This is a genomic window from Staphylococcus sp. FSL K6-0223, from assembly GCF_038008285.1.
The window spans coordinates 570,104-592,169 of record NZ_JBBOYX010000002.1; the positions used below are offsets into that span (position 1 = coordinate 570,104).

The 22,066-nt window shown below is 32.6% G+C and carries 16 protein-coding genes and 1 pseudogene; 3 read left to right on the forward strand and 14 right to left on the reverse strand.

The window, feature by feature from the left end:
- Nucleotides 1–42: 42 nt before the first annotated feature.
- The 13 genes and pseudogenes from tsf to ylqF form a co-directional block, all read right to left on the reverse strand.
- Nucleotides 43–921, reverse strand: coding sequence for a translation elongation factor Ts (gene tsf / locus MHI13_RS13680; protein WP_030064793.1), 879 nt, complete (start codon nt 919–921; stop codon nt 43–45).
- A 150-nt stretch (nt 922–1,071) separates the two neighbouring features.
- Nucleotides 1,072–1,860: a 30S ribosomal protein S2 gene (gene rpsB / locus MHI13_RS13685; RefSeq protein ID WP_002436327.1), complete on the reverse strand. Its 789-nt coding sequence runs from the start codon at nt 1,858–1,860 to the stop codon at nt 1,072–1,074.
- 253 nt (nt 1,861–2,113) lie between these two features.
- Nucleotides 2,114–2,887 (reverse strand): GTP-sensing pleiotropic transcriptional regulator CodY, encoded by a 774-nt coding sequence (gene codY, locus MHI13_RS13690; protein ID WP_002436324.1) that lies wholly within the window; start codon nt 2,885–2,887, stop codon nt 2,114–2,116.
- Between the two features lie 22 nt (nt 2,888–2,909).
- On the reverse strand, nt 2,910–4,313 hold the full coding sequence (gene hslU / locus MHI13_RS13695; protein ID WP_064210562.1) for an ATP-dependent protease ATPase subunit HslU: 1,404 nt from the start codon (nt 4,311–4,313) through the stop codon (nt 2,910–2,912).
- An 83-nt stretch (nt 4,314–4,396) separates the two neighbouring features.
- Nucleotides 4,397–4,939, reverse strand: a complete 543-nt coding sequence (gene hslV / locus MHI13_RS13700) for an ATP-dependent protease subunit HslV (protein ID WP_023350393.1) — start codon at nt 4,937–4,939, stop codon at nt 4,397–4,399.
- 3 nt (nt 4,940–4,942) lie between these two features.
- A complete protein-coding gene (gene xerC, locus MHI13_RS13705) occupies nt 4,943–5,833 on the reverse strand; it encodes a tyrosine recombinase XerC (protein WP_064210561.1) in 891 nt (296 codons plus the stop codon).
- Nucleotides 5,834–6,068: 235 nt separating this feature from the next.
- A complete protein-coding gene (gene trmFO, locus MHI13_RS13710) occupies nt 6,069–7,376 on the reverse strand; it encodes an FADH(2)-oxidizing methylenetetrahydrofolate--tRNA-(uracil(54)-C(5))-methyltransferase TrmFO (protein ID WP_030064791.1) in 1,308 nt (435 codons plus the stop codon).
- A gap of 25 nt (nt 7,377–7,401) precedes the next feature.
- On the reverse strand, nt 7,402–9,477 hold the full coding sequence (gene topA, locus MHI13_RS13715) for a type I DNA topoisomerase (RefSeq protein ID WP_030064789.1): 2,076 nt from the start codon (nt 9,475–9,477) through the stop codon (nt 7,402–7,404).
- 177 nt (nt 9,478–9,654) lie between these two features.
- Nucleotides 9,655–10,527 (reverse strand): DNA-processing protein DprA, encoded by an 873-nt coding sequence (gene dprA / locus MHI13_RS13720; protein WP_064210560.1) that lies wholly within the window; start codon nt 10,525–10,527, stop codon nt 9,655–9,657.
- 225 nt (nt 10,528–10,752) lie between these two features.
- Nucleotides 10,753–11,661, reverse strand: coding sequence for a succinate--CoA ligase subunit alpha (sucD, locus tag MHI13_RS13725; protein WP_064210559.1), 909 nt, complete (start codon nt 11,659–11,661; stop codon nt 10,753–10,755).
- A gap of 21 nt (nt 11,662–11,682) precedes the next feature.
- On the reverse strand, nt 11,683–12,849 hold the full coding sequence (gene sucC / locus MHI13_RS13730) for an ADP-forming succinate--CoA ligase subunit beta (RefSeq protein WP_002436291.1): 1,167 nt from the start codon (nt 12,847–12,849) through the stop codon (nt 11,683–11,685).
- A 107-nt stretch (nt 12,850–12,956) separates the two neighbouring features.
- Nucleotides 12,957–13,727 carry a ribonuclease HII gene (locus MHI13_RS13735; protein ID WP_064210558.1) on the reverse strand — a complete coding sequence of 257 codons (771 nt, stop codon included), beginning with the start codon at nt 13,725–13,727 and terminating at the stop codon, nt 12,957–12,959.
- Nucleotides 13,711–14,594 (reverse strand): annotated as a pseudogene (ylqF, locus tag MHI13_RS13740) (ribosome biogenesis GTPase YlqF). Before ylqF ends, MHI13_RS13735 begins: the two are co-directional and overlap by 17 nt.
- A 279-nt stretch (nt 14,595–14,873) precedes the next feature.
- On the opposite strand from ylqF, the gene MHI13_RS13745 reads away from it, so the two are divergent.
- The 3 genes from MHI13_RS13745 (at nt 14,874) to MHI13_RS13755 (ending at nt 21,138) form a co-directional block, all read left to right on the forward strand.
- A complete protein-coding gene (locus MHI13_RS13745; protein ID WP_064210557.1) occupies nt 14,874–17,474 on the forward strand; it encodes a YfhO family protein in 2,601 nt (866 codons plus the stop codon).
- Nucleotides 17,467–20,073 (forward strand): YfhO family protein, encoded by a 2,607-nt coding sequence (locus tag MHI13_RS13750; protein WP_064210556.1) that lies wholly within the window; start codon nt 17,467–17,469, stop codon nt 20,071–20,073. The genes MHI13_RS13745 and MHI13_RS13750 overlap by 8 nt, the downstream gene beginning before the upstream one ends.
- Before the next feature lie 447 nt (nt 20,074–20,520).
- Nucleotides 20,521–21,138 (forward strand): hypothetical protein, encoded by a 618-nt coding sequence (locus MHI13_RS13755; protein WP_241497411.1) that lies wholly within the window; start codon nt 20,521–20,523, stop codon nt 21,136–21,138.
- A 576-nt stretch (nt 21,139–21,714) separates the two neighbouring features.
- Here MHI13_RS13755 and rplS read toward each other — a convergent pair.
- Nucleotides 21,715–22,065, reverse strand: coding sequence for a 50S ribosomal protein L19 (rplS, locus tag MHI13_RS13760; protein ID WP_002436293.1), 351 nt, complete (start codon nt 22,063–22,065; stop codon nt 21,715–21,717).
- Nucleotide 22,066: the final 1 nt, after the last annotated feature.

The window sequence follows — 22,066 nt, forward strand, 5'->3', positions numbered from 1 at the left end:
AAACTTAATAGGTGTCTTCTTTCTTGTTAAAATTATGACAGATTATTTCATTTGTCCTTTAACTTCATCAGCGAAGTTTTCTTCGCGTTTTTCCATACCTTCGCCTACTTCGTAACGAACGAAGTCAGTAAGTTGACCACCTTTTGATTTTAAGAATGCTTCAACTGTTTCATCTGGATTTTTAACGAAGTTTTGATCTACAGCACAAATTTCTTGTAAATATTTACGTAAACGACCTTCAACCATTTTTTCTACGATGTTTTCTGGTTTACCTTCGTTTAATGCTTGTTGTTTTAATACTTCTTTTTCGTGGTTGATTTCTTCTTCGCTTACTTGATCAGAAGAAACATATTTAGGGTTGATTGCAGCGATGTGCATAGCTACATCTTTTGCAGCTGATTCATCAGTTGTACCTTCAACAACAGTTAACACACCAATGCGTCCGCCCATGTGTAAGTAAGAACCGAAAGCGTCATTATCAGATTTAGTTCTAATAGCAAAACGACGGATACTTAATTTTTCACCAATTGTAGAGATAGCTTCTTTCATTCTTTCATCAACAGTTTTGCCACTTGATAATTTAGTTTCTAATAAAGCGTCAACTGTTTCAGCTTTACTATCAAGAATTTGGTTAGCAATTTCTTTAACTAATTCTTGGAATCCTTCGTTACGAGCAACGAAGTCAGTTTCTGAGTTGATTTCAACGATAGCTGCTTCATTTCCTTTAACTTCTACGTGTACAAGACCTTCAGCAGCGATACGGTCAGCCTTTTTAGCTGCTTTCGCGATACCTTTTTCACGTAAGTAGTCGATTGCTTTATCGATGTCACCATCAGTTTCAGTTAGCGCTTTTTTACAATCCATCATACCTGCGCCTGTTTTTTCACGTAATTCTTTAACAAGTTTTGCTGAAATTGCCATTAATTTCTCCTCCAATATATAATTGTATTTATGATATACCCAAATTTTACCATTATTTTAGGTGATATTTCCAATACTCTATTATGATTTGTTTTACTTTTAAAAAAAGGTGATAAGCATTAGTATCTTATCACCCATTTAAACTATATCTTAGTTTGATTCAACAGAAGTGTTTTCTTCAGTTGTTTCTGCTTGTTCAGATTCTTCTTTTTCATCTAAATTGATGTTTTGTTCTGCAGCTACTTCTTCATTAGATACACCTTGTTGACCTTCTAAGATAGCATCTGCCATTTTGCCTGTTAATAATTTAACGGCACGGATAGCATCATCGTTTGCTGGGATAACGTAATCAATTTCGTCTGGATCACAGTTAGTGTCAACAATACCTACGATAGGAATATTTAATTTACGTGCTTCAGCAATAGCGTTGCGCTCTTTACGAGGGTCAACAACGAATAATGCTTGAGGCATAGATTTCATATCACGAATACCGCCTAAGAATTTAATTAAACGGTCGTATTCTTTTTTAAGTTCAACAACTTCTTTTTTAGGTAATACTTCAAACAATCCATCTTCTTCCATTTTTTCAATTTCAGAAATACGTTTAATTCGTTTAGAGATTGTTTTGTAGTTAGTTAAGATTCCACCTAACCATCTTTGGTTAACGTAGAATTGTCCAGCACGTTCTGCTTCAGCTTTAACTGATTCTTGTGCTTGTTTTTTAGTACCTACGAATAAGACTTTACCGCCATCTTCTGATACTTGTTTAAGGAAGTTGTATGCTTCTTCAACTTTTTTCACTGTCTTTTGTAAGTCAATGATATAGATACCATTTCTTTCAGTGAAGATATATTTTTTCATTTTTGGGTTCCAACGGCGTGTTTGGTGACCGAAGTGAACACCGGCTTCAAGTAATTGTTTCATAGAAATTACTGCCATTTTAAAATTCCTCCTATTGGTTATTTACCTCCATAATTAACTCATATAAAGACAAATCCAAAGATTTGCACCCTCTATATTTACATTAATTATGTGTGTATTGGCTTAATAGCCGTCAATTAATATATCATAACTTGTCCAGAAACGCAATGCCTTTGTGTCTGAACAATGAATAATATTTATGATCACATATAAAAAGAGTATCGCTCATGATATAGCTGACACTCTTTTTTTATATTTGATGTTTTATTAATTATTTTGTTCTTTCTAATTCATCTAAGAATTTTTCTTTTTTAACTTTGATGAAAGTACCTTTCATACCTAGTGAACGTGATTCAATGACACCAGCACTTTCTAATTTACGTAATGCATTTACAATAACAGATCTAGTAATACCAACACGGTCAGCCACTTTAGAAGCGATAAGTAAACCTTCATTTCCGCCTAACTCTTCAAAGATATGTTCAATCGCTTCTTTTTCAGAATAAGATAGTGAATTGATAGCCATTGTGATTGCAGCTTTATCACGAGCCTCTTTTTCAACTTCGTTATGTTTCTCACGTAAGATTTCCATACCAATTACAGTTGCAGCGTATTCACCTAAAACTAGGTCGTTCTCATTAAAGTCATCTTGAACTCGACCTAAAACGAGTGTACCAAGTCGTTCTCCTCCACCCAAAATAGGGAAAATAGTTGTTCTACTGTTTACAAAAACGTCTTTGTTTTCAGGAGGAAACACTGTTAAAACATTATCAATGTCAATGTTAGATTGTGTTTGTTTAACATCCATAAGTTTTTCAGTATACTCACTAGGAATATGTCTTTCCTCTAACATATTGATAATTCGCTCACTCTTTAATAACTCGTTAAGACTCGACCCTAAAATTTTACCTCTTCTTGATACGATAAATACGTTTGTGACTGTAACGCTACTGATCGTTTGTGCAACATCTTTAAAGTCTACTGCAATGCCTTTATGTTTTTGTAATAACGTGTTTAATTCTCTAGTTTTAGATAATAAGCTCATAATTTTTCTCCTTCTATTTATATTATAAAATAAATGCACTTAAATCCTTATTCGTTGAGATAGTTTTTAGTTTATCATCAACATATTGTGGTGTTATGTCTACAACAGCATGTGGCATATTTGGTGCTTCGAATGATAAATCTTCAAGCATCTTTTCTAAAATTGTGTGTAATCTACGAGCACCAATATTATCAGTGTCTTGGTTGACTTGGTAAGCAATTTCAGCTAAACGTTTGACCGCTTCTTCAGTGAAGTTTACAGTCACTTCTTCAGTTTGAAGCAACGCTTCGTATTGCTTAATTAATGATAACTTAGGCTCTGTAAGAATTCTGACAAAGTCGTCAACAGTAAGACTTTCAAGTTCTACTCTGATTGGGAAACGACCTTGTAATTCTGGAATCAAATCACTAGGTTTTGAAACGTGAAACGCACCAGCGCCAATAAATAGCATGTGTTCAGTATTTACAGTACCATACTTAGTTTGAATCATGCTACCTTCAAGGATTGGTAAAATATCTCTTTGAACACCTTGGCGTGAAACATCTTGACCACTATTTTGATTATTTGTTGCTACTTTATCAATTTCATCTATAAAGATAATACCCATTTGTTCTGCAAGCTCTAGAGCCTCTTGGTTTGCTGTTTCTTGATCTATAAGTTCATCAGCATAATCATCAGCAAGTATTTTTCTTGCTGTTTCAACAGATACCTCTCGTTCAACTTTCTTTTTAGGCATCAATTGGTTCATCATGTCTTGCATTTGTTGATTTTGATTCGTTCCTAGCATGCCCATAGCTGCTGGATCTTGTTCTACTTTTATTCTTACTTTTTCTTGTTCAAGTTTACCTTCTTCTAATTGCTTCTTAATTTCTGAACGCTTAGTTTTTATCTCTTCAGTAGGTGGCTCTTCCTCTTCTTCATTATTTTGACCAAAGTTAGGAATTGCACCTCCGAAAAGATTTTCAAGAGGATTATTTCCTTGAGAAGCCTTCTTCTTCATACTTGGAACTAACAATTTAACAAGCTTATCATTCGCTTTAGCAATCGCTTCATCTTTGACGAGTGCTTTCTTTTCTTCTTTCACTAAACGAACAGCTACATCAACTAAGTCTCTTACCATACTTTCAACGTCTCGACCTACATAACCTACCTCAGTAAATTTAGTAGCCTCAACTTTAATGAAAGGTGCACCAACTATTTTAGCCATTCTTCTAGCTATTTCAGTTTTACCTACCCCAGTTGGTCCAATCATTAAAATATTTTTAGGTGCGATTTCTTGTTTAGCTTCTTCATCTAATAAACTTCTTCTATAGCGATTTCTTAATGCAATCGCTACTTTACGTTTTGCGTCATCTTGTCCAACAATGTATTCATTTAATTTAGATACGATATCTTTTGGAGTCAATTTAATTCCATTTGTATCCATATATAACATTCCTCCATCTTGTTACTTTGTAACTAAGATTCATTTCCTAATTCTTAAAAATAAAATCACATTATGCAATTCAACTACAATGTTTCAACGATAATATTATCATTAGTAAATACGCAGATGTCTGCAGCAACTTTCAAGCTCTCATAAGCCATTTCTTTAGCAGAAAGTTGTGAAGCATGTCTTTTAAGCGCTCGACCAGCACTTAAAGCATAATTGCCTCCAGACCCAATAGCGATAAGATCATCATCTGGCGCAATAACTTCGCCTGTACCACTTACAACAAGAATTGCATCTTTATTCATAACAATAAGCATTGCTTCTAATTGTCTTAACTGCTTATCTCCACGCCATTCTTGTGCTAATTCAACTGCCGCACGTTCTAAATTACCGCTAAATTGTTGTAGTTTTGTTTCAAACTTTTCGAAAAGCGTGAATGCATCAGCAACACTACCAGCAAATCCTGCTAAGACTTTCCCTTCATACAAACGTCTAACTTTTCTAGCAGTTTGTTTCATAATAACTTGTTGACCAAGAGTAACCTGTCCATCACCTGCCATTGCAGCTTCACCATTATGACGTACAGCGTAAATAGTTGTTGCATGTAAAGTATTACTCATAACTTACTCTCCTTTTTTTGCTCGAGGATGTGCATTTAAATAAACCTTGCGGAGTTGTTGATTTGAAACATGAGTATAGCGGCCTGTCGTTGATAAATTAACGTGACCTAAAAGAGATTGAACTGTCCTCAAATCAGCACCTTGATTTAATAAATGCGTTGCAAACGTATGTCTGAGTTTATGGGGATGTATATCTGTGACACCAGCAGTGCGTTTTACTACATCATTAAGAACATACCTCACACCACGTTCAGTAATAGGCGCACCATTCATATTAACTATAAGATATTCATGGTCATTAGTTTTTCTAGGTTGAAATTCGTTTAAATATCTTTCAATACTCTGCTTACAAAATTCACCAAAGGGAATGAAACGTTCTTTATTTCCTTTACCTAAAACTTTCACTCCAGGTAAATTCATATCTATATCTTTAATTTTGATATTAACTAATTCAGACACACGTATTCCTGTTGCATATAATAATTCAATAATAACCCTATCTCGCATGCCCTTTTTACTATCTTGCTCCACAGTTTGAAATAAAGCTTCCATTTCTTCTTCATAGAAGAATTGAGGAAGGTACTGTTCTTTCTTAGGGTGTACAAGTTGAACAAAGGGGTTAACTATTGATTCATCTTGAGTCATCCAATATTCATAAAAAGTACGTAAAGTAGAAATTTTTCTCGATACTGTCGTTCTTTTTAAATTATGTGAATATAAAAATGATAAATAATTTCGAGCATCTTTATATTCAAATGTAGCTAATTCTAAATGTTCACTAACTAAAAAGTCATTAAATTGAATCAAATCATCATGATAGGATTTCAAAGTATATTCTGAAAAATTTCTTTCTACCTTCAACATGTATAAAAATGTTTTTTGGATTTCATTCAATATAATTCCCCTCCATCATATTGCATTGTAGCATATGAATGATAGGGCATACAGTAATTTGGTAATCAATTCAAAATCTTTAGAGAATTAATGTCAAAAAGAATTTATAAATCCTTGAATTATTAAACCTATAATGCAAGATTTACATATTACTTATTCACCTCAAACAATCGAATCATTCCATAAAAAAACTAGGTAGTAATTATTTTACTACCTAGTTAAACTATTATGCTCATCAAAGTGTTTGTTTATAATTATCTAGATATTCGAGCGCTCTATTTGCTTGAGCTTCATATCTTTCTTTTTTATCTTTAATTCGCTTTTCTAATGATGGTAATAAGCCGAAATTAGCATTCATAGGTTGGAAGTTTTTCTCATTTTTAGCATGAGAAATATAATAGGCCATACTTCCTATCATCGTCTCTCTAGGGAAAATAACTTCTCCTTTACCAGCAAGTTTATGAGCGAGATTAATTCCCGCAACTAAACCGCTTGCCGCACTTTCTACATAACCTTCTACACCAGTCATTTGACCTGCAAAATAAAGATGCTCATGACCCTCAAGCTCGTATTTTTCATTTAAAACGTCAGGAGAGTTGATAAATGTATTACGGTGCATCACACCATATCTCACGATATCCACATTCTCTAATCCAGGAATAAGACGTATAACTTCTTTTTGCGCGCCCCATTTTAAATGTGTTTGGAACCCTACGATATTGTAAAGTGTTCCTGCTGCATCATCTTGTCTCAATTGTACAACTGCATATGGACGTTCACCTGTTTTAGGGTCCTCAAGTCCTACAGGTTTCATTGGACCAAATAGTAAAGTTTTACGACCTCTTTCAGCCATTACTTCAAAAGGCATACATCCTTCGAAATATTTTTCTTTTTCAAATTCATTGACGGGTGCTACTTCAGCTTCTAATACAGCATCATAAAATCTATTAAATTCTTCTTCTGTCATAGGACAATTAAGATAAGCAGCTTCACCTTTGTCATAACGAGATTTTAAGTAAACTTTGTTCATGTCTATTGTATCTTTTTCTACAATCGGTGCCGCTGCATCATAAAAGTAAAGTTGATCTTTACCTGTAATATCAACTATTTCTTGAGCTAAGTGTTCTGTCGTTAGTGGACCTGTAGCTATAATTGTGTATCCTTCAGGAATATGATTAACTTCCTCATTTAATACTGTTATATTGGGATGATTACGAAGCGTATCAGTGATATAACCAGCAAAATCGTGTCTATCTACAGCTAGAGCTCCCCCAGCCGGGACACGTGCTTTATCAGCTGCTTGAATAATTAGAGAGTCCAGACGTCTCATTTCTTCTTTAAGCACACCAACTGCATTTGTCAGAGAATTACCTCTTAGTGAATTAGAACATACAAGTTCAGCAAATTTATCAGTGTGATGAGCTGGAGTTTGTTTCACTGGTCTCATTTCAATTAAATTAACTTTTACACCACGCTGAGCTAACTGATATGCCGCTTCAGAACCTGCCAATCCAGCTCCAACGACATTAACTGTTTGAGTCATCATTTTCCTCCTAATTTAATTTAATCTATTTTTGAACTTCTTCCTTGTAATCACAGTTAGAACAAACGACCTGGCTACTTCTACCTTTTTTCTTATCTACTAAGTAGTGGTTACATTTAGGACATTCTCTTCCTACTGGTTTATCCCAAGAAATGAAGTCACAATCAGGGTATTGAGAGCATCCGTAAAATATTCTATTCTTCTTGGATTTCCGTTCAACTACTTCACCCTCATTACATTTAGGACATGTTACTCCGATAGATTTAACTATAGCTTTAGTATTTCGACAATCAGGGAAATTAGAACAAGCCATAAACTTACCATATCTTCCCATTTTAATAACCATAGGTGAACCACAGACTTCACAATCTTCTCCAGCTGGTTCGTCTTTAATCTCTATTTTTTCCATTTCCTCTTCAGCACGTTCAACATCTTGCTTGAAACTATTATAAAAATCACCAACTACTTTACGCCAATTCGTATCTCCCTCAGCTATTTTATCTAATAAAGTTTCCATGTTAACAGTAAACTCTACATCAATAATTTCTGGGAAGTACTCTTGGACTTGTTCATAAACAATTTCGCCAAGTTCTGTTGGTACGAATCGTTTACTTTCTAATTTAACGTAGTTACGCTTTTGAATAGTATCTATAGTCGGAGCATAAGTTGAAGGTCTTCCTATTTTAAGTTCCTCTAGTGTCTTAACTAAACGTGCTTCTGTATAACGTGGAGGCGGTTGAGTAAAGTGTTGTGCAGGTTCAATTTGAGTTGCTGTAACTTTATCGCCTTCCTCTAATTTAGGAAGTTTATTTTCTTTATCATTTTCTTTATCATCTTTAGCTTCAACATATAGTGTCATGAAACCTTTGAATTTTATAGTCTGACCATTTGCTCTAAATTTAATATCATTTTGAGTAACATCGAGTGCAATAGTATCCAAAATTGCTGGAGCCATTTGGCTTGCCACAAAACGTTCCCAAATTAATTTATAAAGACGATGTTGATCTCTAGTTAAATAAGGTTTCATTTCATCTGGAGTTCTTAAAGTACTTGTAGGTCTAATCGCTTCATGGGCATCTTGGTCACCTTGTTTACCGGTTGCCTTACGTTTAGACACATATTCTTTACCATATTTATCAGTAATATAGTTATGAGCTTCTGACTTTGCAGAGTCCGATATACGAGTAGAATCTGTACGCATGTAAGTAATCAAACCGATAGTACCTTGACGTTTTAAATCAATACCTTCATATAGTTGCTGCGCTAACATCATAGTTTTACGAGCTTTGAAGTTTAACTTACGTGCAGCTTCTTGTTGAAGGGTTGAAGTAGTAAATGGGTTAGCTGGATTACGTGTTTTTTCTTTCTTATTTACATTCGTAATTTCAAATTGATCTCCATCAAGAGCTGTTGTAATTTTCTCAACGTCTTCTTTTGTATTTAATTTGTAAGGTTTATTTTTATAATGGAGGAACTTAGCATTAAATTTAGACTTTTTATATCTAAATTCCCCTTCAATAGTCCAATATTCTTCTGGTTTGAAATTACGTATTTCATTTTCTCGGTCGATAACTAAACGAAGAGCTACTGACTGAACACGTCCTGCAGATAAACCTTTTTTAACTTTCTTCCATAATACAGGAGAGATATTATAACCCACGAGTCTATCTAGAATACGACGTGCTTGCTGAGCATCAACTAAATCCATTTCAATACCTCTAGGGTGTTTGAAACTATCTTTTACCGCATCTTTTGTAATTTCATTGAATACTACTCTGTTTTCTTTTGAGTCTTCTAGTTCTAAAATTTTTGATAAATGCCAGGCAATCGCTTCACCTTCACGGTCGGGGTCACTAGCGAGAAAAACTTTTTTAGCTTTTTTAGCATATTTCTTTAAATCTTTAACAACCGGACCTTTACCGCGAATTGTAATATATTTTGGTTCATAGTTATCTTCAGTATCGACACCCATTTGACTTCTAGGCAAGTCACGTACGTGTCCCATTGAAGCGATAACTTTGTATCTTTTTCCTAAATATTTTTCAATGGTTTTAGCTTTTGCAGGCGACTCAACTATGACTAAATTATCTGCCAAAGTGATTTCCCCCTTGCAAATTGAATTACTAAAGATAAATGATAAACGCTTAATTTTGTGTTTGTCAACGTTTTAATTTTTAAATTCACATTTTGTTACAAATATTATTAATTTTGTCTCATAAAACTTTAACTAATTTAATACATGTCATTCACTATAAATAGAGGTATATTCAAAAGTATTTTAGAAAATGTAGTCTGAAAGAATACTACTTTCATCTAAAACGACTTGTGCCCCCTCTTGAAGTCTAAGTAAATTACTTTTGGTCATAGGATTAAACATTGATCCTGGTAAAACATATACATTCCGGTTTTGTTCTAAAGCGCAGTCTACTGTTATTTGACTACCGCTTATTTTCTCTGCTTCTGTAATTAATAGCCCCCGAGCGAGTCCACTAATCAATCTATTTCTTTCAGGAAATTTATATCTGGTTATGGGAGAATGAGGTGGATACTCACTTATAACTAGTCCTTTTCGTTCGATATTCTCTCTTGTCTTTAAAGATGACTTAGGATAATGATATGAATGGCCGAAGCCAAGAACGCCTATTGTTGGAAGTTTATTTTTTAGTGCGACTTGGTGAGCTATACTATCTGCACCATATGCTAATCCGGAAATAATCGTCATTTTTAGTGATTTAAATGATGGGAAAAGATATTCCAAAGCTTGAGTTGTATATAAGGTTGACTTTCTTGAGCCTATAACAGCTAAAGTATGAGGGCAATTAAATAGTTGTTTATTTCCTTTATAAAAAATTACATATGGAAAATCATAAATTTCTTTAAGTAATTGAGGATAATGTTTATCAAAGTAAGTTAAATATTTGAGGTTCATTTTAGTCATTTCTTGAAATATAACTTCTGTATTAAGTGATTTAAATAAGCTCAATTTTCTCCTGACTGTGGATGAGGTTTGTCTTTTAGCCCAATCCTCAATCATCTCATTTTGAATTAGTGCGTTTTCTGAAATTACTTTTGGATATTCTTTAATAAATTGATGAACTTGCGTTGTGGCGAAATTAGCCCAATAGAGCTTCAATAAAGTGTGTTGAATCACTATGCATTACTCCTTTAGAAGTATTATAGCTCAATTTAACCCAGTTGGTTATTACTATTCAAAGACATATAAGTGTTAAATTTAATGTGATTGTAAGGAGTAATTTTCCAAACTCATCATTCATTAAACGGTGACGAGTTTCTACTATTATATATATCACTTCCACTAAGACTATAAAAAAACTCGAACCTAATTAAAGGTTCGAGTCTAATAAAAATCTATCAATTATTTATCAACTGTTAATAATTCATCATAGATTCCAGCTTTTTTAGCTGCTTCGATTAAAGTTGTACCAATTTCTGATGGTGTATCTGCAGTTTCAACACCACAATCATTTAATGTTTTGATTTTTTCATCTGCAGTACCTTTACCACCAGAGATAATTGCACCAGCGTGTCCCATACGTTTTCCTGGAGGTGCAGTTTGACCACCAATAAATCCTACTACTGGTTTATTCATATTATCTTTAATCCATTGTGCAGCTTCTTCTTCAGCAGTACCACCGATTTCACCAATCATTACTACTGCTTTAGTTTCAGGATCTTCATTGAATTCTTTTAATACATCAATGAAGTTTGTACCATTAACTGGGTCACCACCGATACCAACAGCCGTTGTTTGACCGATGCCTTCTTCAGTTAATTGATGTACGGCTTCATAAGTTAAAGTACCTGAACGAGATACAACACCTACGTGACCTTTTTTATGGATGTAACCAGGCATAATTCCGATTTTACACTCATCTGCCGTAATAACACCTGGGCAGTTTGGTCCTACTAAACGTGTCTTACGTCCTTGTAAATAACGTTTAACTTTAACCATATCCACAACTGGAATATGTTCAGTAATACAGATAACCATATCTAATTCAGCTTCAGCTGCTTCTAAAATTGAATCTGCAGCAAATGGTGCTGGAACATATACAACTGATACGTTAGCGCCAGTTTCATTTTTAGCTTCTTCAACTGTATTATAAACAGGAACACCTTCTACAACTTGTCCACCTTTACCTGGTGTTACCCCTGCGACAATTTGTGTTCCATAATCAAGCATTTGTTTTGTATGGAAAAAGGCAGTAGACCCTGTGATACCTTGTACCATTACTTTCGTATTTTTATCAATAAATACACTCATCTTAGTGCTCCCATCCTTTCCTTACGCTTCTTTAACAAGTTTAACGATTTTTTGTGCACCTTCAGCCATAGTAGCTGCTGGTTCAATTGCTAAACCTGAGTCGTTTAAGATTTCTTTACCGCGCTCAACATTTGTACCTTCTAAACGTACTACTAATGGTAAAGTTAATTCTACTTCTTTAACTGCTGCTACGATACCTTCTGCGATAACGTCACATTTCATAATTCCACCAAAGATATTTACAAAGATACCTCTAACATTGTCATCACCTAAAATGATTTTGAAAGCTTCAGTAACTTTTTCTTTAGTAGCACCGCCACCAACATCTAAGAAGTTAGCTGGATTTCCACCAAAATGATTAATAGTATCCATTGTTGCCATAGCTAAACCTGCACCGTTAACCATACAACCGATATCACCGTCTAAAGCGATATATGATAAGTCATATTTAGATGCTTCGATTTCTTTAGGATCTTCTTCTTCTAAATCACGTAATTCAACGATATCTTTATGTCTAAATAATGCATTATCGTCGAAGTTTAATTTAGCGTCTAGAGCTAATACTTGTCCGTCACCAGTAGTTACTAGTGGATTAATTTCTACGATAGAGCAATCTTTTTCAATGAACACGTTATAAAGTGCTAATAAGAATTTAGTTGCTTTACCAATAGATTCTTTAGGAATATTAATGTTGAAAGCAATACGACGTGCTTGATAAGGAGATAAACCTACAACTGGGTCGATTGTTTCTTTAAAGATTTTTTCAGGTGTCTTAGCTGCCACTTCTTCAATCTCAGTACCACCCTCTTCAGACGCCATTAAAGTAACTTTGTCTGTTGCACGGTCAATTACGAAACCAACATAATATTCTTTCTGAATATCGCAACCTTGTTCGATATATAAGCGTTTAACTTCTTTACCTTCAGGTCCTGTTTGGTGAGTAACTAATTGTTTCCCTAATAATTCATTAGCGTAAGTTTCAACTTCAGAAAGTGATTTAGCAATTTTTACACCGCCTGCTTTACCTCTACCCCCAGCGTGTATTTGTGCTTTAACCACATATACATCTGAATCTAATTCTTTCGCTTTTTCCACCGCTTCTTCAGCAGTGAATGCTACTCGTCCTTCTGGAACGGCTACGCCCATAGAACGAAATATTTCTTTACCTTGATACTCGTGGATATTCATCTTCCATCCTCCTGTTTCTTAGGTTAAGTTCCCTTTTAATTATAAAAAATGAAAGCGCTATTGTAAACTGAAAGACCATATTTTTTGCAATTAAATTAAAATTCAAATTATTTTAACATCGACTTGATAGGTTCAAAGGATTTGCGATGTTCATTTATTACACCAAATGTGTCAATTGCCTCTAAATGCTGTTTAGTACCATATCCAACATTTTTTTCAAATCCGTAATTAGGATAATCATTAGCTAGTTCTTTCATATAATTATCACGATATTCTTTCGCCATAATACTAGCTGCAGCAATTGAAACACTTTTAGCATCTCCTTTTATAATTGATGTTTGAGGAATATCATTATCGAGTTTCATTGCATCAATAAGTAAATGTGTAGGTTGAATACTTAATTGATTAATCGCTCTTTGCATCGCTACCTGTGTAGCTTTATAAATATTCAAGTCATCAATTTCTTGTGGAGTTGCAATTCCATAAGCGTAACTCGTAACATTATTTTTCAATTCTTCATTTAAAATTAAGCGCTGTTTAGCTGGTACCTTTTTAGAGTCATTTAACCCAAGATAATGATGGCCTTTATTTAATATGACTGCACAAGCAACAACAGGACCAGCGAGTGGTCCTCGTCCTACCTCATCGATTCCACATATTAATGACTCGTTGTCATGATTCAATATTTCATTTTCATAGTGATTCATACTAATATAATTGTTTTCTAGTTCTTGTTGTTTGATTAAATACTTTTTACGTGATTCTATAGCTTTTTGAACTCCTTTTCGGGTATCTTCATTAGCTACATGCGCTTCAAGTTCTTCTATAGATTGAATTAATGCAAGTTGATCACGTATTTCTTTAATTGTTGATGTCATTTATAAGTCACTCTTCATTTCTTTTAAAATATCAAAACAATATGTCCCTATCTTAGCATTTCTCATATCATTAATGATTAATTCAATGACTGATTCATAATCTACTTCATTACCTTTTTGAAGAAGGCCTCTCCTACGACCAATCGCATCAAACCACTCTAAAATTTCTGCATCTTTGTCTACATCTATATTGTAATGTTGTCTGAGACCTTCTAAATCATGTTCAATCATGAAGTTTAAGCCATAAATTGCTACTTCATCTAAATGAACGATGCTATCCTTGATTGCACCAGTCAAACTTAATTTCTTACCGACTTCCTCGTCCTCAAATTTAGGCCATAATATTCCTGGTGTATCTAACAATTGAAGTGATTTCCCAACTTTAATCCACTGTTGTTGTTTAGTAACACCTGGTTTATTACCTGTTTCTGCAATACTACGTTTCGCCAATTTATTAATTAAAGTTGATTTCCCGACATTTGGAATACCAACAATCATTGCACGTATCGCTCTCGGTTTAAGCCCTTTCTCCTTTTCACGTTCAAATTTTTCTTTCGTAGCTTTTATTGCTTCAGCCTCTACATTTTTTAAATTTTTACCATGTTTAGCATCAACTGCTACCGGAAAGAACCCTTGTTCCTTAAAGAATCCCTCCCACTTTTCTAATTCTTTTAAGTTAGTCATGTCTTTTTTATTTAAAATAACCACTCGCGGTTTTTGTTTAATAACTTCATCGATCATAGGATTTCTAGAACTATATGGTATACGAGCATCAACTAACTCAAATACTACATCAACCTTTTTGAGTTGCTCACTCACTTCTCTTTTAGCTTTCGCCATATGTCCTGGATACCATTGTATCGCCATTAATATCACCTTACTTTCATATTCAATTTATAATAATCGTATAATTAATTCGACTTACTAATTATACTTTAATTCTGTTTATACAACCACTTTAAGTGTAACATGCTTATCTTTTATTTTTAAAAATGAATAACAACATTAAATAACTCAAAATTTAAGTTTGTGTAAACATCACATATCTTAAACAAAATCACTTTCATTCATTGACGCTATCGCCTACAATTTAAATAACTAATAAGAGAATTAGATAACAAGCATCAAGTTATTTAGGAGTAATTAATGAAAAGAGTTTTAAGTTATACCGTATTATTTATAGCGCTATCACTAATTGGACATAGTTATGTCGTATATCGTTTTTATCACGATGGTATTTTATCAACTGGTCCAAATGATGGCATGGAACAAATGGTTCCAATACAAATGTATCTTTACAATCAGTGGCATCAAGGGAATCTATTTTATGCGTCTAATTTTGGCTTAGGTGGGGATTTCTTCACTGATTTGAGTTATTATTTTTCAACAAATTTATTATTTATCATTAATGTTCTAATTATTTCGTTTGTAAAATTATTCATATCTTTGGATACTCATCAAGTGATGTTTTGGATGAATAACGCTTTAATCGTCTCAATTTTCAAGGGGGCGATTGCGCTTTATTGTACATTTTTATATGCTCAATACATTTCTAAAAATAAAATTTTGAGTATATTTACCGCATTTTTATTTGTAATCTCACCACTCTATTTCAGATTTACAGCTTATTGGCCATTTTTCAGTGATGTGTTTATTTGGTTACCTTTACTTTTATTGGCCATGGAAAAGTCAATTCAACAGCGTAAAAGTGGTCTGTTAATCTTAACTATTACATTAGTATTAATAAATAATTTCTATTTTGCTTACTATTTTTTAATTATTGCTAGTGTTTATGCATTAATTAGAATTATGTTTAGGCATCCTGATGATGATTCAACACGAATAAGAACCTTGTGCACTTTACTTATCCCAGCAGTATTAGCTTTAGGAAATAGCTTATTTATTTTCTTTCACGGCGTACAAAGTTTCGTAAACAATATACGGGTATCATTCTCTGGAAATGTTCCAACTTTTGAGCATCTGAATATTAATACAAACATATTCTTCGATAACTATCTTATCGTCATTTTATTTTTAACAATTCAAAGTATATTAACCTTTAAATTATATAGACACTACTATTATCGATTATTTGCACTAATGACCGTAGTACTCATCATATTTACTTTTATACCACTTATAGATCAAATTTTTAATGGATTTTCAGCACCTCAGAAGCGTTGGCATTTTATTTTAGCCTTTTCATCATCTTTATTAATCGGACTATATATAAAGTACTTTAGAACGGTGAGTGTTAAATCATATATCACTACAAGTTTGATCGCCCAACTCATTATTTATATTAGCGCCTATTGTTATCATCATTTCTTACCATGGTTAATACTTGTACCTGTAGTTTCAATTATTGGATTATTAATTTTATTTTTAAAAGAGAGAAAGGTTCGCATACAACTTACATATATTTATATTATTTCAATTGTTGCCTTAAGTATGATGGTGAGTTTTGTTTTTATAAAAAATCAAATTTACTTCCAAGACCATCAGGATCGTGCGAATACATTTTATGCGAATTCAAGTCTATATAGCTCTGATTTACAAAGAGCATTAGTTAAAGAAATGAAGAATAGTAAGAAGGATGACCAACGTATTGATTGGCGGGTTAACGAGCAGGACAATACGCCGATGTATCAAAACTTTAAAGGTTTGAGTCTTTATTCTAGTATCTTTCATCACAATATCTTGGATTTCTATTATGATGCTTTAAAAATTAATTTAGCAGAGGAATCACTTAGTCGTTATCAATCGACCAATGCTAGACAAAATATCGATAGTTTATTCTCAATTAAATATGTAATGTTAAAAAAATATCAAAATAATATACCTACTTACTTCAAAAAAGTGAAATCGAGCGGCCAATATGACATATATGAAAATCAGCTTAATTTACCTAGCGTTAAAGTGACTAATAACCTATATAATAGTCAAAGCTTAAAAACACCGATAGACCGTGAACATGCAATGCTTAAAGGAGCGATTGTAGATTCAAATGGCAAAGATTTCAATTCTCAAAGTAAGAATTTACTAAAACATGCACGTATAACAACTAAGAATATTAAAAGTAAAGGAAATAATCAGTTAGAAGTTAAAAATAATATAGGAACTGTTAACATTCATATACCTAAAAAAATCCGTAAGCAATATCAGGACTTTTATATATCTTTATATATTAAACGAGGTAATCCAGACAGTAATTACACTGTAAATGTTAATAATTACTTTAATAACCGTCTTTATAATAATTCAGTCTACAAAACTGGGATAAACACACAACTTTATCGGACCCAACCTGATAAAAATGGCAATATTTCTATTAAATTATCTCCAAATGGAGGTTTCAGATTTCAGTTACTCAATCTCAGTGGAGAAAATTATAAGACACTTAAAACTGCACATCATAATGCAAACTTTAATATGGATTACTATGATATTAAAAATGGTGTGAAAGTGAATCTCGGTCAACACTCTGAAGGTTTAGCTACCATAAATATTCCTTATCGAGCTGGTATGCGTGCTTATATTGACGGCCGTCAAGTTAACATCCATAAAGTAAATTATATGATGACTGGTGTTCCAGTAAACAAGAATGATCAAACTATAATTATTAAATATCAGCCCCCTTATTGGAAAACAATGATATTTATTTCATTTATAAGTATTATTTTTAGTATGATATATATAAGATATACGAATTCAATAAAAAGAAAGATGAGGATTCACCGTGATTAAAAAGTTTTGGCAAACACCTAAAAGGCGATTTCTATCCATCCTAATATTAAGCTGTATCCTTTCATTAATACTCTACTTTCCATTTATCTATCATTACATGACTAAAGGCGACGTTTTTAGTGGAAGTGGTGATGGTTTTAGGCAAATGATGCCTTTCCAAATGTATATGTATGAACATTTTGCTTCTTTTAAAGGGTTCTATGATGCCTCTTTTGGTTTGGGTGGAGATTATGTGAAATCATTAGCATATTACTACTCAATGTCACCACTTATGTGGATCAATTTTGCATGTATTTGGGGACTTGAACATACTATTCATATTAATCCACATGACATTAGCTTTTGGCCAACTAATCAACTTGTTATGGCATATGTGCGAACTGTAATTACTTTGATTTTTACTTTTTATTTGTTTATGTATCTGAAATTCAAACCCGCACCTATGTTTATTGCAACTATTTTGTATGGCATGTCTACCGTTATGACATATTATAATTTTACTTGGTCATTTTATGGTAACTTACTTATCATGCTACCTATGTCAATTTGGGCTATGGAAAGATTTTTTAGAGAGCGCAAGTTAGGATGGTTTATCTTTGCAATTACATTTACACTATTCACTAATTTCTATTTTAGTTATTATGAAGCGGTTGTATTAGGATTTTATTTTATTTATCGCCTCATTGCAGTACATCCGCAAGATATTGTTAATCGTTGGCAAAAATTTTACATATTAATTATCGCTACTTTATTAAGTGTTTTATCAAGTTTATTTGGTCTTTATACTGGTGTTTCTTCATTTTTAAATAATGATAGATCACAGAATCCTAAATTTGGAATTACCTTTTTAACCAATTTATTTGAAAAAAATTATAATATATTTACTGATGGATTTTATATAACAATTTCTATTATTGTAATTATTGCGCTATTTTCATTCAAGCTATATCAACATTATTATTATAAGTTATTCGCCATTGCAACTTGGTTACTACTCATTGGTTCTTTATCACAATGGTTTGATAGTGCATTCAATGGGTTCTCATTACCTCAAAGACGTTGGGTTTACTTTTTAGCGTTATCATCAGGCGCTTTAATTGCACTTTTCATACAACATTTAAGCGAATTATCTCTAAAGAATTATTTAATTATAGCTATACCTATATTTTTATATAGCTGTTTTTACATCACTTACACTGATCGCTCTGTAAATTGGATGTATATTGCAATTATAATAATGATAGTTATTGGCTTATTATTATACAGAAAATCACTTTTAAAAAGAAAATGGATAGCAATCGGGCTAGTTATTCTATTTTTAGTTGAACAAGTTATTATGGTAAATGATTCAAAAAAAATAACTATTGAACCATACCAAACTACGATGGACACTATTAACGATTCAAGTTATAGAAGTAAAGTATTAAACAATAAAATTAATCAATTGACTAGTGATAAACTAGATCCTTTGAAAAGATTAGATTATTTTTCATTTTACGCACTTAACTCACCATTTATATATCACTACAATGGTACATCTTTATATTCAAGCATTTTCAACGGTCAAATTTTAAAATACTATGATAAAACAATGCAAATCAACATGCCTGTAGATAAAAATAGTACATATCGCTATTTAGGTAATCGAGCGAATTTGATGGCTTTATGGAATGTACAAGATAGATTAAGACATCCCAATGACTTAAACATGCCTTATGGATTTAAAAAGAAAAATCTTATCAAAGATGGGAAAGATCAATGGATCCACTCAAAGAATACGATTTCTTATCCAAGCGCACACATTACGCATAAAGTCTATGATTCTAATAACTTAAAATCACCTCTAGATAGAGAACAAGCGATGCTTCAAGGTGTGGTATTCGATAATAATACGAAAAGTGTTAACACTACGTTTAGCCCAAATAAAAATCTATTAAATGATGCTCAACTACAATTAAAAGATTCACAATGGAAAAAGAAAAATCAGCTAAAGGTAGATAAAAATAATGGAGGCGTTCAACTCACATTACCTCATTCTTTAACTAAAAAGTATAAAGACATGTATCTCGAAATGGATGTTGAACTGCTCACTCCTGATAAGGAACATAGTATTGGCGTAAATGAATATAGTCAAAATCGAAATGCGTTGTCATATAAATATCGACGTGTGGTATCACCTGTAACAATGCGTGTGAAAGCTTCAGACAAACTTAATATTCATATGTCTGAAGGTACGTATAGATTTAAGATTAAAGGAATTTATGGGGAAAATTATCACACACTTAAAAAAGCTTCTAAACAATTACATTCAGTAGAAGTAAAAAAAGAGAGAAATGGTTATACGATTACTAAAAATAAAAACGATAACGGATATATCGTGTTACCTATAGCTTATGAAAATGGCATGCAAGCTAGAGCCAACGGTAAGCCTTTAGATGTAAAAAAAGGTAACGGAATTATGACTACAATTCCAGCTAAAGCTGGACAAACAACGATTAGATTGACTTACACACCGCCACATTTTTATTGGTTAATTATTTTAAGTATCATTGGAGTCATTTTAAGTATCATGTTTACTAAAAAAGTAAGAAAAAAATAAAGTTTAATCATTTTGATTTGCACTGCGTTAACTTATGTAGTGAATCCTAAAAGTTCTATGTTAGTTCAGTATGTTATTTTAAAGATTTGTTTCCAATGTTGTTTAGGAGACAAGTCTTTAAATTTTGACTTAATTCTAGTATTATTATAAAAATTATATAGCCAGTTACCTTTTTTAGACATACTTTGAAATATGTGATTCTCTTTGAACATATATACTTCTTTCTAGGTCATGCTACACATAGTCAAAGCGAACTCTCAGGCGATAAATAACGCTTGGACATTAATTTATAATTATTATTTAAAACAACAGTCAAAAACTAATATAGGACGTTTAAGAACTTAACTCAGACATATAGGCAATAATACAAAACCTAACTATACAATATGATAAAAGTAAAATGTATCACAAAATATCAAGATTGTAGTTTTGGTTTTGTTTGTAAAAATGAATAAACTATTGTCAAGATTTGTAATCTCTTTGCTGTCGTTTGTATTAGCATTAACTGTAGTTTCTCCATTTTCTTCTAAAGCTGAGGAAGGGCATAAATATAATCAAAAAGAAGTCGATGAATTAGCACAAGCATTACAGGTTACGTTTGAACAGTCTTCAATAAAGTCAGAAGGTAAAATTATAGGATATCAAAAATCTACCATTGTGAATAATTTGCAAAATAACAAATATAAATCAGAAATAATAAATGGGTTAAGTAAAAAAGGACTACTTTTGTCAGATCAAGATGCAAATCAATATAAACATAGCGGAACAGCATCAAGAGCCGCCGGTAATTATGGAGATGATGCGCTAAATGCAAGTCCAGCAGAACAAAAACATGCGAAGAAATGGCTGAAAGTACGTAATGGTTGCCTTTACAATAAAATTCCTGAAATATTAGGTGTGTCTGCTACGGGTACTTTAATTGACACAATGACTACAGGAAGTTGGCAAAAAGCAGCTAAAATAATATTGAAATTAGGCGGTAAAGGTACTGTAGTTGGATTAGCAGCTAGTTTGACATGGACTTATGGTGAATGTAGTAGATATGCCAATAGTAAAGTGAAATAGGATGTGGTTCTTTGAAAAAATACATATTATTCGCATTTCCATTGGCTTTTGTATGTCTGTACACAATATCTAAAGTAATTTGGAATAAAGGAATTATTGTAGACAACAATCCAATACATGCGATATATTTTTTATTATTTTACTATATTGTTGCAGGATTTATTATATTAATTCTGTTTTTAAGAGGAAAATGATTTCCTTTTAGTGAATGTTAAATTGTAATAATTAAATATAAGTTAGAATATTGCCCATCAACAGAGTTGTTGATGGGTTATTTTGTATAAATATGACATTCTTAAACATTCATTTAAATAGTCTTGAACTATTTTTAACTTGATTTTAAATTTGTAATATTTACTTATAAAATGTCCGCCCCTAATTTTAGATTTTCAGTCCAACTTTTAGGAGGCATATCATTCTTAAATACAATGGTGTGTTTTATTTATACGATTTTGTAAGTACTTAACATTCAAATGAAACAAAAAAGCTTTCAAACACCTTTGATTAAGATATTTGAAAGCTTTATCTTTATTACAAGTTACAAATAACTTGTGTTGAAAATGTCGAGTTTGCTGATTAACGAATTTCTTGGATTCTAGCAGCTTTACCACGTAAACTACGTAAGTAGTATAATTTAGCACGACGTACTTTACCGCGACGTTTAACTTCGATTTTTTCAATTTTTGGAGTGTGTAATGGGAATGTTCTTTCCACACCTACACCTGAAGAAATTTTACGAACTGTGAAAGTTTCAGAAATTCCTCCACCACGGCGTTTAATTACAACACCTTCGAAGACTTGGATACGTTCACGTGAACCCTCTACGATACGAACGTGTACACGTAAAGTGTCACCAGAACGGAAAGTAGGTAAGTCAGTACGTAATTGTGATTTAGTTACTGCTTCGATTAACTTATGATTACTCATT

What these genes read in the sequence shown, in the direction of transcription:
- trmFO (WP_030064791.1), bottom strand. Translation starts at nt 7,376, where the DNA reads ATGACTCAAACAGTTAATGTCGTTGGAGCTGGATTGGCAGGTTCTGAA.
- MHI13_RS13735 (WP_064210558.1), bottom strand. Translation starts at nt 13,727, where the DNA reads ATGACATCAACAATTAAAGAAATACGTGATCAACTTGCATTAATTCAA.
- hslV (WP_023350393.1), bottom strand. Translation starts at nt 4,939, where the DNA reads ATGAGTAATACTTTACATGCAACAACTATTTACGCTGTACGTCATAAT.
- codY (WP_002436324.1), bottom strand. Translation starts at nt 2,887, where the DNA reads ATGAGCTTATTATCTAAAACTAGAGAATTAAACACGTTATTACAAAAA.
- tsf (WP_030064793.1), bottom strand. Translation starts at nt 921, where the DNA reads ATGGCAATTTCAGCAAAACTTGTTAAAGAATTACGTGAAAAAACAGGC.
- rpsB (WP_002436327.1), bottom strand. Translation starts at nt 1,860, where the DNA reads ATGGCAGTAATTTCTATGAAACAATTACTTGAAGCCGGTGTTCACTTC.
- sucD (WP_064210559.1), bottom strand. Translation starts at nt 11,661, where the DNA reads ATGAGTGTATTTATTGATAAAAATACGAAAGTAATGGTACAAGGTATC.
- hslU (WP_064210562.1), bottom strand. Translation starts at nt 4,313, where the DNA reads ATGGATACAAATGGAATTAAATTGACTCCAAAAGATATCGTATCTAAA.
- MHI13_RS13745 (WP_064210557.1), top strand. Translation starts at nt 14,874, where the DNA reads ATGAAAAGAGTTTTAAGTTATACCGTATTATTTATAGCGCTATCACTA.
- MHI13_RS13755 (WP_241497411.1), top strand. Translation starts at nt 20,521, where the DNA reads ATGAATAAACTATTGTCAAGATTTGTAATCTCTTTGCTGTCGTTTGTA.
- sucC (WP_002436291.1), bottom strand. Translation starts at nt 12,849, where the DNA reads ATGAATATCCACGAGTATCAAGGTAAAGAAATATTTCGTTCTATGGGC.
- rplS (WP_002436293.1), bottom strand. Translation starts at nt 22,065, where the DNA reads ATGAGTAATCATAAGTTAATCGAAGCAGTAACTAAATCACAATTACGT.